General features: G+C 44.9%; 11 protein-coding genes. 3 read left to right on the forward strand and 8 right to left on the reverse strand.

The genetic code is table 11. The features are described 5' to 3' along the window. The first annotated feature begins 81 nt into the window (after positions 1-81). From WFH18_RS08125 to WFH18_RS08135, 3 genes are all read left to right on the forward strand, one after another. A complete protein-coding gene (locus WFH18_RS08125) occupies positions 82-681 on the forward strand; it encodes an IMPACT family protein (RefSeq protein WP_005263092.1) in 600 nt (199 codons plus the stop codon). Then, a complete protein-coding gene (locus WFH18_RS08130; protein WP_005263090.1) occupies positions 674-1,291 on the forward strand; it encodes an acyltransferase in 618 nt (205 codons plus the stop codon). The genes WFH18_RS08125 and WFH18_RS08130 overlap by 8 nt, the downstream gene beginning before the upstream one ends. 193 nt (positions 1,292-1,484) lie before the next feature. After that, positions 1,485-2,327 carry a universal stress protein gene (locus tag WFH18_RS08135; RefSeq protein WP_004279943.1) on the forward strand — a complete coding sequence of 281 codons (843 nt, stop codon included), beginning with the start codon at positions 1,485-1,487 and terminating at the stop codon, positions 2,325-2,327. A 168-nt stretch (positions 2,328-2,495) separates the two neighbouring features. On the opposite strand, the gene WFH18_RS08140 is transcribed toward WFH18_RS08135, so the two are convergent. The 8 genes from WFH18_RS08140 to WFH18_RS08175 all read right to left on the reverse strand — a co-directional run bounded on the left by WFH18_RS08140 (position 2,496) and on the right by WFH18_RS08175 (position 12,500). Further along, on the reverse strand, positions 2,496-3,161 hold the full coding sequence (locus WFH18_RS08140) for an O-methyltransferase (RefSeq protein ID WP_004729865.1): 666 nt from the start codon (positions 3,159-3,161) through the stop codon (positions 2,496-2,498). A 132-nt stretch (positions 3,162-3,293) separates the two neighbouring features. Then, positions 3,294-4,013, reverse strand: coding sequence for a D-Ala-D-Ala carboxypeptidase family metallohydrolase (locus WFH18_RS08145; RefSeq protein ID WP_004279938.1), 720 nt, complete (start codon positions 4,011-4,013; stop codon positions 3,294-3,296). A gap of 137 nt (positions 4,014-4,150) precedes the next feature. Continuing rightward, positions 4,151-4,474 carry a ferredoxin FdxA gene (gene fdxA / locus WFH18_RS08150; protein ID WP_004279936.1) on the reverse strand — a complete coding sequence of 108 codons (324 nt, stop codon included), beginning with the start codon at positions 4,472-4,474 and terminating at the stop codon, positions 4,151-4,153. A 204-nt stretch (positions 4,475-4,678) separates the two neighbouring features. After that, positions 4,679-7,312, reverse strand: coding sequence for a DNA mismatch repair protein MutS (gene mutS, locus WFH18_RS08155; protein WP_005251491.1), 2,634 nt, complete (start codon positions 7,310-7,312; stop codon positions 4,679-4,681). A 335-nt stretch (positions 7,313-7,647) separates the two neighbouring features. Then, positions 7,648-9,654 (reverse strand): esterase/lipase family protein, encoded by a 2,007-nt coding sequence (locus WFH18_RS08160; protein WP_336754734.1) that lies wholly within the window; start codon positions 9,652-9,654, stop codon positions 7,648-7,650. A gap of 120 nt (positions 9,655-9,774) precedes the next feature. Next, positions 9,775-10,725, reverse strand: coding sequence for an ABUW_2363 family tetratricopeptide repeat lipoprotein (locus WFH18_RS08165; protein WP_005263089.1), 951 nt, complete (start codon positions 10,723-10,725; stop codon positions 9,775-9,777). 117 nt (positions 10,726-10,842) lie between these two features. After that, positions 10,843-11,676, reverse strand: a complete 834-nt coding sequence (gene cysE / locus WFH18_RS08170) for a serine O-acetyltransferase (RefSeq protein ID WP_228127940.1) — start codon at positions 11,674-11,676, stop codon at positions 10,843-10,845. Beyond that, positions 11,652-12,500 (reverse strand): RNA methyltransferase, encoded by an 849-nt coding sequence (locus WFH18_RS08175; RefSeq protein WP_005263088.1) that lies wholly within the window; start codon positions 12,498-12,500, stop codon positions 11,652-11,654. Before WFH18_RS08175 ends, cysE begins: the two co-directional genes overlap by 25 nt. Between the last annotated feature and the right edge of the window lie 29 nt (positions 12,501-12,529).

The following is a 12,529-nucleotide window of genomic DNA, read 5'->3' on the forward strand; positions in this document are numbered from 1 at the left end:
CAGGCCTCTCCGTGGAGAGGCTTTTTATTTGTCTGTGCAAAGCGGGTATACTGCAGCAGTGAGAGTTTAAAGCCTGAAGTTATGCCATTTACCATTGCCAGCCTGGTCAGTTTTGAGGAAGACATCAAAAAAAGCCGCTTTCAGGCCTTTGCCACACCTGTTGAAAATGAGCAGGACGTCAAAGATTTTCTGGAGGCTTATCGCGATCCAAGTACCACCCATCAATGCTGGGCCTGGAAAATTGGCCATCAGGTACGCTTTAATGATGATGGTGAACCTTCAGGTACTGCAGGACGCCCGATTCTGGCAACCATTGAAGGCAATGAGCTGACCAATGTGCTGGTGCTGGTCAATCGCTGGTATGGCGGGATCAAGCTGGGAACAGGGGGCTTGGTACGTGCCTATGGCGGCTGTGCTGGACAATGTTTGTTGTTAGCAGAAAAAATTGAACTGATTGAAAAGAAAAAGGTGCAATTTTCCTGTCAATTCAATGAGTGGGCCATCTTTCAATATGAGTTGAACCAGCAACAGATTGACTATCAGGAAGAATATACAGCTGAAGGAGTACAGGTCAGAGCCTTATTTCAGTTACATCAAATTCAACCTTTTGCCCTAAAAATTCAAGATGTGACCCGTGGCCGGGAACAGCTCAAAATCATAGAAGAAGCGACAGATGACTGACGTAGATCCATTACTGAAATATCGTGAGCAGCATAAACATCGCCTGAATTATATGCCTTGGCTGTACTGGTCCTTAAAGCCTAAAAATCGCGGTTGGGCAGAAGCGTGGCAAAAGGACTATCAGGCTTATCTGATGGAGATGGAAACCGTCGAGATTGGTGAAAACTGTTTTATTTCACCTCTTGCACATATTTTCGCGGAGCCGGGACGCAAAATCATTATTGGTGATAATACCTTTATTGCCGCAGATTGCACCTTGCATGGCCCTCTGGACATTGGTAATGAAGTGGCGATTAATCATCACTGTATTCTGGATGGCGGTCGGGTGGGGATTAAACTGCATGATCAGGTGCGTATCGCCGCTTATTGTCATCTTTATGCCTTTGATCATGGCATGGATTTGGAGCAGCCGATTTATCAGCAGCCAGTACGTTCGCAAGGCATCGAGATTGGTCGGGATGTGTGGCTCGGTGCGCATGTCGGTATCAAGGACGGAATTAAAATCGCAGATCAGGCCGTGGTGGGAATGAACAGTATGGTGACCAAGGATGTCGAGAAGCGTGCGATTGTCGCCGGTAATCCGGCCCAATTCATTCGCTATCGTGAATAAGCTTTTGGAAGTCAAGTGCTTGATGCAACAGCCTGACTCAGCAGATGGTTCGATATATTGATCTATATTTGTTCACATAAAAGTTAACATATTTCAAGTCAAGCCTTACAGATTTCGCTGCACATTTTTGAATGCTTATGCTAAGTTAAAAATAACTAAGAAATTTTTATCATAAATAGAAGAGAGGCTAAACATGAAACGTGTCATCGCCTGCATCGACTCATCACCATGTATAAACGCGCTGGCTGACGCGGCGGCATGGATTGCCAAACAGACTGGCCGTGAACTGGTCCTGTTACAGGTTTTGGATTATTACCCGGCCAGTTATCATCTGGGGGAAATCAGCGGAGTGATTGGCTTTGAAAGTAATGCCATGTTACTGAAAGAACTGGCTGAGCTTGAACAAAAACAAAGTGAAATTGCGCTGGATTATAGCAATAACCTGCTGCAACACATTTCCGAGCGGATTCTGGCAGAACACGGTATTCAAACCACACATATTCAGGAAAAGGGTGATTTTCTGGAGCAAAGCTTCCAGATCCTGCAGCCTGATGATATCGCGGTGATTGGATTGCTTGGTGAACGCTCGGCTGAAAAAAACAAACCGATCGGTACCAATGTGGAAAATTTTATTCGTGGGGCCAATTGTACCGTGATGACGGTCGGAGAACAGTTTAAGCCGCCGACACGATTTATTTTCGCCTATGAATATTCACCGACCTGTATCAAGATGATGAAACGGATTGCGGAAAGTGATCTGCTGCGCTTATTGCAATGCCATTTGTTATATATCGGTGATCATGCTGAGATTCTGAATGAGCCTTTGCAATATTTAAATCAGGCTGGTTTAGATGTGGTGCCACAATACCGCTATGGCGATGTCGCAGAAAATATTTTGACCTATCAGCAGGAACTCGGAATTCAGCTGATCGTGTTGGGTGCATTTAGTCACAGTAAAATTCACCAGTTCTTTTTGGGCAGTATTGCGACCACGATTTTCCGGAATTCAAAAGTGCCTTTACTGGTTGCGAAGTGAGAATTGCATATAATAGCCAAGCGCGAAGTCTAATCGTAAATTGTTACAGCTTGATTTAAAAATGACCAGAGTTATCCTCATATATTGTGGATAACTCTGTGGTTAATATTTATAAGTTAATGTTATTTATGGTAAATATGTCATTGGGTGATTTTTGTTCTTCTTGTTTTATTTCACAATCGCGAGTGCAAAACCATCATGTCCTTTGCTGCCAACCGTTTGTAAAGCAGTGCATGACAAGATACGTGGATGATTTTGAAGCGCTTTAAACATGTCACGAATGCCTTCAATACTTGGTTTATTATTGTCCGGGTTAATGATTTCGCCAGCACGAATCACATTGTCCAGAAAAATAAGTGTACCTGAGTGCGACAGGTTTAAACTGAGTTCCAGATATTCCGGATAACTCTGTTTGTCTGCATCAATAAAGATGAAATCGAAAGCTTCCGTATCTTCAGGCAGGGCTTTAAGCACATCTGCTGCACGGCCGCATTTCAGTTCGACGGTCTGTTTAAGCTGCGCGCGATCAATATTTTCCTGACCCATTGCCGCATGGGTATCACGTCCTTCAATCGTCAGGATATAGCCATCATCAGGCAAGGCACGTGCCAGCCACATGGTGCTATATGCTGCAAATGTGCCGAGTTCCAGTACACGTTTACACTGGTTCATCTGGATTAGCATCTGCAACAACATGCCTTGATTTGGTGCTACAGCCAGATGATCAGGAAAACCGTGCGCTGCGGTATTCTCAAGAGTTTGATTCAGAATGGGGTCTTCAGGAATTAAATGTGAATCAATGTAGTGATCAATGTCTGTCCACATTTGTTGCATAGTCTTAGCACCTCGATTGCGATGCGTGCATTTTAAACTTTTCGCGGCAGAGCGCAATTTATTGTTCTATAGGTGCTGATTTTTTAGGCTCTAAAAAGTCCTGGATGAACTTTGTAGAGCGGTTGTCATGACTTAGTAATTACACATCGAAGAATTACGGCCTAAACTCGGTCCCCAAGTACGATAACCTTGGGTATCGATGTGGATTTGGCCAGAAGCATACATGCCGAGTCCCATATTTAGGCTTTGACCATGCTGGACCCAGAACTGACACAATTTGAACTTGGTATTTTCAATATAGCTATAATCTTGTGCCTGAGGATATTCAGGCCCAATCCGGAAATCGATCGCAGAGTTGTAAAGATGGCGTGAAGAATTGGCACCACCGGCACACTGGTTCAAAGGCAGGTCACGATAGACTGATGTGACTTCAAAATCAGTCAGTACATTGGCTGCAACCAGATATTTAAAGACTTTTAAAGTTGGGATCTGATTGGCCCATAATTCACGGCTTGGAATCATGTATTGGGAACGGCCACACTTGGCCCAATCACGTGCAGTACGCATCAATTCGAAACTCGGAATGATATTGCCAACCCCATGACGTTCCAGAAAAACCTCATATTCACGCACGCGTGACAAATTATCCAGTGCCGATACCCAGTGGGTATACACATAAGGCACAGTTTTTGGGTGGGCTTTACGATCGTATTGAACACGTTCTTGTGGAATGTAAATCCGTTTTCCAGCAGGTGTGGTGGCCTGTCCAGGTTGTTTTGTGGTCGTGGTACAGCCCACAAAAACAAGAGGAATTATACAAAGACTCAATAATCCCTTTAACAAGTTCTTCATTTATAGAAATCAGATATTTACAAAATAGCGCTATTTTAGACTAAATATAGGGAGAAATTTGGAGAATATTGCAATGAAATGTGTGCGTTGAGTATAAAAAAGATCAGCATTTGCTGATCTTTTAAAGTTTAAACTAATTACTTTTCAAGGTATTGTAATTTGTCTGCTTTGCCATTCCATTCTTCACGGTCTGCTGGCTGGTCACCAATTTGTGTGATATTTGGCCATTTTTGTGACAGGTCAGCATTCAGTTCAATAAAGACTTCCTGACCTTCTGGTAATTCGTCTTCAGAGAAAATTGCATTTGCCGGGCATTCAGGTTCGCATAACGCACAGTCGATACATTCGTCCGGGTTAATCACAAGGAAGTTAGGACCTTCATAGAAACAGTCTACAGGGCAAACTTCAACACAGTCTTGATATTTACATTTAATACAATTTTCAGTGACAACGAAGGTCATGGCGACAGCTACCTAAAAAATATGGTTCTAATTACGAATGCTGTATTTTAGGCAAAAACAGGGGGAACTAACAATTCCTTTTATTGATATTTGTTATATATAGGGCTGTTAAATTTGAAAAAAGGTCGCATACCGATGAATTACAGCATTCATCGGTATGTTCAGGACATCGACCCTATGCCAGATGAGGTCTAGGACCGAGAATTAACTTGGCTGTTTGATCAGGTCTTTGAGCGCATATAACTGCTGCAAGGCTTCACGCGGAGTTAAACTATCTACATCAATATCTTCGAGTAAGTCCAGTGCAGGCGATTCTTTTTCAATTTCGATGATACGTTCTATAGGCTCCATAACTTCAGGCATTGCAAACAGATCATGCTGCGGGCTCAGTGGCTTGGCCTGATGCTGTTTTTCCAGAATCTTTAAGCGGTTTTGCGCTTCTTTAATCACCGCAGCCGGAATGCCTGCCAATTTCGCGACTTGCAAGCCATGACTTTGACTGGCCGGGCCATGTTGCACCTTATGCAATAAAATCAGATTACCATTCAGCTCTTTGGCCGTGACATGGTAGTTATTAATGCCACTTTCCTTATCCAGTTCAGTCAGTTCGAAATAATGGGTAGCAAATAGACATAAACATTGAATGCGTTTGGTCAGATCCAGCACACAGGCCCAAGCCAAAGACAAGCCATCATAGGTACTGGTTCCACGGCCAACTTCATCCATGAGTACCAAAGACTGGCTGGTGGCATGATGCAGGATTTGCGAGGTTTCGGTCATTTCCACCATAAAGGTTGATTTGCCGGTCGATAAATCATCGGCAGAACCAATACGGGTAAAGACACGGTCAACCGGACCTAAAGTTGCAGCTTGCGCTGGAACATAGGCACCACAATAAGCCAGCAACACGATCAATGCAGTCTGGCGCATAAAGGTGGATTTACCACCCATGTTGGGGCCGGTAATGATGGCCATGCGATGGGAAAAATCCAGTCGCGTATCGTTCGGAGTAAAGGCCGATTTACTGAGGGCTTCTACCACTGGATGTCGTCCAGCAGTGATACTTACACCGATTTCAGGGCTAAATTTTGGACGCGACCAGTTGCGTAAACGCGCCTGATGGGCAAAATTAGCAATCAGATCAATCTGGGCAATGGCGCTGCTCATCATCTGTAAACTGCCGATATCCTGACGCAGTTCATCCAGCAGCATTTCAAACAGCATTTTTTCACGGGCCAAGGCACGCGATTCGCTAGATAAGACTTTGTCTTCAAATGCTTTCAGTTCAGGCGTGATGTAGCGTTCGGCATTTTTCAGGGTTTGCCTGCGGATATAATGCTCGGGTGCCTGTTCGGCTTGTGCTCGGGTTAACTCAATATAATAGCCACTAACACGGTTATAGCCGATTTTCAGTCCCGGAATGCCGCTTTGTTCACGCTCTTTGATTTCCAGATCAATCAGGAACTGGCTGGCATGATCACGAATCTGACGCAGTTCATCCAGTTCACTGTCAAAACCTTCTGCAATGACATTACCATCACGCAGCAGGACGGGTGGATTTTCTACAATGGCTGACATCAGGCGTTGATGCAAACCATGGAAGTCGCCGAGTTCTTCATTGAGCTGCACCAAGAGCGTGGACTGTTGCTGACTCACAATCGGTTGCAGGGCATGACGTAAAAATGGAATTTGCGCACAGGCCTGACGCAGTTGTACCAGATCACGTGGGCGGGCACTGCCAAGCGCAATACGGCTCAGCACGCGTTCAATATCGCTAATCTCTTTAAGCACCAGACGTACAGGTGCTTCGTGGAAACCTTGCAGCAAGGCTTGAATGGCATCCAGGCGCTCATCCAGCAGCGCGGTATCGCGTAAAGGTTGCATCAGGGTGCGACTGAGCAAGCGTCCACCCATAGCAGTCTGACAGTCATTGATCAGTTGAAATAAGGATGTCCCATGTTCAAATAAAGGCTCAATCAGTTCAAGATTACGGCGTGTCACCGGATCCAAAGCAATAAAATCTGAACTTTGTTCTAGCTGAATCGTGCGGATATGCGGTAACGCAGTTTTCTGGGTTTCTTTTGCATAGTGAATCAGTGCCGCAGCCGCTGCTTTAGCCAAAGGTAAATGATCAATGCCGAAACCTGAAAGCGTGCTGACAGCAAACTGGTCGCATAAGGTTTTTTGCGCATTGTTCAGGTTGAAGTCGACATCGGGACGTTTGGTGACCGAGATATCCAGTTGCTGTTTGAGTTGTTCGGTCAATGTCGGATCAGTGATACTTTCATCCAGCAGAATTTCGCTTGGCATCAAACGCGCCAGTTCAATCATGAGCTGGTTAAGATCATAATCCTGCTGCTGGACTTTAAATAGGCCGGCGCTGAGATCAAGAAGTGCAATGCCGATCTGATTCTGCTGAATACATAAAGCCACCAGATTCGAGCTCTGATGTGCACCGAGCATGGCATCATCGGTCAGTGTGCCCGGCGTAATAATTCGAACTACACCACGCTCAACCGGTCCTTTGCCAGTAACCTCGCCGATCTGCTCGCAGATCACCACGGTTTCGCCTTTTTTGACCAGACGTGCCAGATAGCCCTCGGCTGCATGATAAGGCACGCCCGCCATAGGAATTGGCTGACCATTGGCTTTACCACGATGGGTCAGGGTAATGCCTAAAATCTTGGCTGCCTTGTGTGCATCTTCAAAGAACAGTTCATAAAAATCACCCATACGATAAAACATCAAAGAATGCGGATGCTGCATTTTCACCGACATGTATTGCTGCATCATGGGCGTTAAGGTAGAAAGATCAGCCATAATTTCTGAACTGGTCATTAAAAATAAATCCTTTCAACAAGAGATAAATGCAAATACTGCTCAATAGGCTATGCAGGAAAATTTAAAGCACATTTTCAATCAGGCCAATCCAACATGGTTGAGCACAGGAGATCGAAAATGTGAAATGAATCTGCTGATTCAATTCAGCTTTAAAGCTGTATTGCAGCAAGTCTATCAAATTTAATTTTTAGAAAGAAATGAAATTCCAGATGAATCTTTAAGTCAGCGCTCAGATCTGTCGCTATGGCTTCTTATTCAGCATTATTTGCAATTTTAAAAAATAAACCACCGGATGCGAACATGCGGTGGCAAGTCTCAATCAAGACGATAGTTTATTCCGGATCATAAAGACCAAGATCGGTCAGATGTAATCTGAGAATCCGGCGTAATTCCAGTACGGCTTCAGGCGTTTCCTGAATCGAGTGGCCACCCTTAATGACTTTGCTAGATACAGCACCATTTAGGTAAGCACTCTCATATGAAACGATATCATCGCTCATGAGCTTGGTGTCTTGCGTATCTACGGTATTGCCGATAATCGAGTGAAATTTGATATCTTTAGAAGGCTGAATATCCTGGGTCAACGCCGTGAATTTTGAATTTTCACTCAGATCGCTTGGGCCATTTTGAATCAGGTCATGCCCCAGTTCTTTGACAAACTCGTTTAACCCGATCTGGCCTTGCAGGGTATCGGCAAAGGCACCCAAAAATGCACCCGGTATACGGATAATTTTACGGGCCAGTTTGGTATGCCAGCGGTCGGCATATTCTGTCCCACGATGTGGTGTCGCTAAGAAAATGGCCCGAGTGAAATTTGGAATAGGCCGCATTTGCAGGCGTGCTTTAAAGAGCGGGTTATCCTTAAATTGTGCAATGCGGGTATTTTGTACCAGCTTGAATGCATCTTGGGTAATATCGGCCTGACTGACCATTAAACGGGCAATCACACCTCCCATGCTATGTCCGACCAGTACCGCATCTTTTTTGGCTGGTGCATTGTTCGCGACCTGGGCAAAGCCTTGCTGAACCAGTGCATTAATTTGAAAACGGCTTTCCAGAATCGGCATATTAGTAGAATAAAATACCTGCCAGACCTGGAAATTTTCTCTTAATACCGGATCACCCATAATGTCGTTGGTCAGACGAATCCAGGCTTCAGGACTACTGGCCAGGCCATGAATCAATACCAGCACTTTCTTGTCCGGATTATAAGGTTCCAGCATGTACAGGTGCGGCATGCTCAGACTGTCTTCGCGATTAATCAGCGTCAGATAGGCTAAACGCCCCAGATTGTTCTCGGCCAGCCATAAACCGTAAGGTGCGGAAAAGTTGGCGGCTAGCGCATATTCTTTCGAAGCTACTTTGATCTTTTCATGTTTATAAGGGTCATACAGTTTCAGGTAAAACTCCGAAGTAGATAAAATCTGTTCAGTCGAATTCGCGGATTTTGGTACAGCAGTAATGGTGGTCGCCAGATAGCGTGCTGAATGAATGTTAGGATTTTTACCATTTGGATAGTTGTGCTTGAGCGGATCGACAATATATTTTTTATCCTGCTCGGTTTGCTGTGCTTCAGGTAAAACCACTAAAAATTCTGAACCAAAACCATCACGGCGGGTGATGGAACGTAGGCCGGAAAAGTTCATGTTATAGGTAGACATCAGCTGTTCAATGGTCTGGTTTTTCAGCTGCGGAAAATTTTCCAGATCAATGGTGTATACACTGTCACCGACCTGAATGCGCTGGCCGGACTGTTTGGCTTCATAACGTTCAGCATAGCGTTGAATCAGATGAGCAATTGCCAGGTTATAAAAGTCACGAATCTGGACCTGGCGGTTATCAAAAATACGCTCTTGCGGCGCACGCTCGGTTTTAAATAGATAGGCATAGCTATAACGAATGCTTTTATCCAGCATAGTGAGCTGCTGATCCAGACATTTCTGGATGTTCTGCTTGTGTTGTTGCTGTTTTTCCGGTGATCGGGTTTTGTTTAAAATTCCGGTGTTACATTCAGCAGACTTGGCATTTTGTAAGGAGTTGGCTAGATATAATTCACTTGCTGTAGAAAGCAATTGTTCATCTAAAATCTGGGGAATACTTTTCAGATCTTCCACACATTCTTCGGGCTGATCAATACAGATCTGAGCTTCAAGACCTGTCATGGACAACACATTCAGACTGGCTTCGCTAAGCTTGTCGCGGGTCAAGATACTGTCACGCTCATTGTTCAGCGTGACATTAATCGCCTGTTCCTTAACACTGACCACCTGACAGCCGCTGAGTATGCTGGTGATGAGTAAAGTGCACAGCATTAATCTTTTATTTATTTTTTCGTGCATAAAACTTTTCACTGAATTCAAGTTATAAAGCGGGATAATGTTTTGTATTTTACTAATTTTTTCCCATAAAAATAGACCGCCGTAGCAGTCTATTTGTAATCAAATTGAAGCGAATCTTGATTATGGGGTCACCGGTGCTGTTGCTGGGTCTGTAGCCGGAGCAGGTGTTGAGCTTTGCAGAATTTGCCAAACATTCCAGCGGCCATTTTTCTCAATTTCCTGAATCAGGCGGTCAGCCACTTCAGCTTCTTGCGGATATTTCACCTTATAGTTCGCCAAGGTTTGAGTGGCATTTTTCTTCTGTTCCAATGCAATATAGTTATTGGCTGCAGAAAGATAAGCCTCCTGAACGCCAGCTTTCATGGCTTTGTCCAGATAAGCGATGGCTTCACGTTGACCACCGCCTTCAGACAGACCAAAACCAAACCAGAAGTTGACCTCAGGATCTTCTGGATTAATTTTGAGAATACGCTGGGCATAGGTCAGGGAATTGGTGGTATAAACTGAACCCAGATCCAGGTTACGTGCCATCACGCTGGCTTTAAAAGCACGCATCAACACATCAAAAGAGGCATTTGGACGGGCCGCTAAAGTATCCAGTTGTCGGGTGACTTCACGCAATTTGGCTTCAAAACCACGGCGTTCCTGACGATCGCTGAAACGTGGTGGATAATGACGTGCCTTACCTTCGACCATTTGCAGGAAATCGTCAATTTCGGTGATATCGATTTCATTTGAATTGGCAAGTGCTGCATAACGCATTGCACGTGTATTGCTATCTACCACTGGAATAATCAGTTTATTCACATCCAGGGTCAGTTGCTTGGATGGATCATTAGGATCCGTCACCACCATCTTGGTTACAGGCTGCGCTGCAGCTTTTTTCAAATGCACTTCAAATTCAGGCGGTTCATTATAATTGAATGGATTTAAAGCATAAAATGGTGGGCTCAGTTCAGGCTCTACAAAAACCACTTGGTCCACAGGTTTCTCAGCAGATTTCTGAGGAGTGGTGGAACACGCAGTAATTGTGAATGCTAAGCAAGCAAGTGCCAAGGGCTTAAAGGTCATAATAGTCATCCATTCTGTTATTTTTAAAACATCTATTCAAAAATTGCATGATCGTCAGTCTATGAAAAGTATAACGATCATGCAAGTAAACCCGTGTTACAGAGTGAAGTGTGATATTCAGGCTTTGGATTGGCTGGTTTGCGCTTCACATTCACGGCGCGCTTCTTCCAGAATCTCCAACTCTTTTTTGCTCAAAGGCTGGCCATCCTGTTGCTGCTTGTTAAAGGTCGGATCTAACAAAGAAAGACGATTGCACAAGTTGTTCATGCGTTTTTCATTTTGCTGAATGCGATCCAGCAGAATCCGCATACCTTCTAAAATCGGATCAGACTGGTCTTCAGTCGCGGCATAGGGCTGGAAACCGATACTTTCGGCATAGTCACGACGACGGGCTTCAGCATCATCTTTGGGTTTGTCTTTAGTGATAAAACGTGCCGGGTTGCCCACCGCTGTGGCGTTCTCAGGAACCGCTTTGGTGACGACCGCATTAGAACCGACTTTGGCATTTTTACCCACGGTAAATGGCCCTAGAATCTTGGCACCAGCACCGACCACCACGCCATCTTCTAGGGTCGGATGACGTTTACCCTTATTCCAGGTCGTTCCGCCCAAAGTCACGCCGTGATAAAGCGTCACGTCATCGCCAATTTCAGCAGTTTCGCCAATGACCACACCCATACCGTGATCGATAAAGAAACGGCGGCCAATTTTTGCGCCGGGATGAATTTCAATGCCGGTGGCAAAGCGGCTAAACGAAGACAACGCACGCGCAGTTCCTTTACAGTCTTTATTCCATAGCTCATGTGCCATGCGATGCATGATCAGCGCATGAATGCCAGGGTAAGTGGTTAAGACTTCTAAGGTATTGCGTGCTGCAGGATCGCGCGCAAAGACAGCTTGTATATCTTCTTTGAGCTGTTTTAGCATTAGATTTGATCCTCGTCCTGTGATGATGTGTGTGAAGATTTTTTCCAGGTACCGTTGTTCAATGCCTGAACACGGCTGAAAATACCACGAAGTAAGTGATATTCCATACGATCTAATTGTATACGTCCAAAGAGGCGACGCAAGCGTAAAGGCAATAATCTTGGATTTTTTGGATCCATAAATTCAATTTCTGCCAGCATTTTTTCCAAATGCGGATAGAATTGTTCCATCTGGGCATGGTTGACCAAGGGTTCATCCCATTCCATTTCAATGCCATCAATGACTTGCATGGTCGCTTTAGCATCACGTGGCTGTTCAATTTGACTCATCGTCGCCATGCGCATCTCATAGCAGATCACCTGAATCGCCTGAGCTACATTCAGTACGCCATAATCAGTATTCACAGGAATAGTCAGGTGATAGTTGGCCATCGCCAGTTCTTCATTGGTCAGACCACGGTCTTCACGGCCAAATAAAATCGCAACTTCCTGCTGCTCTTGAACAACAGCGGTCATGGCTTTTTCTGCGGCAGGACGCACATCTAACAGCGGCCAGGGAATGGTACGGCTGCGTGCGCTGGTACCGAATACAATCTGACAGTCTTTAATGGCATCTTCCAGGCTTTCTACAATCTCGATCTGCTCGATCAGGTCAGTTGCACCCGCAGCCAGCGCATCAATATCCGGATGCGGATAGGTTTTCGGTGCCACCAGAACCAGTTTGGACAGGCCCATGGTTTTCATGGCACGTAAGGCACTGCCGATATTGGCAGGTAAAGTGGTATTGACCATGACAATACGCACATGGGAGAGATGTGCTGAAACAGCAGCATTGTCAATTTGACTCATGAGGATTCCAATTTTAAGGTGTTTTAAAG

Origin of the sequence: Acinetobacter sp. USHLN143, from assembly GCF_037145695.1 — a bacterium.
Classification (GTDB): Bacteria; Pseudomonadota; Gammaproteobacteria; order Pseudomonadales; family Moraxellaceae; genus Acinetobacter; species Acinetobacter fasciculus.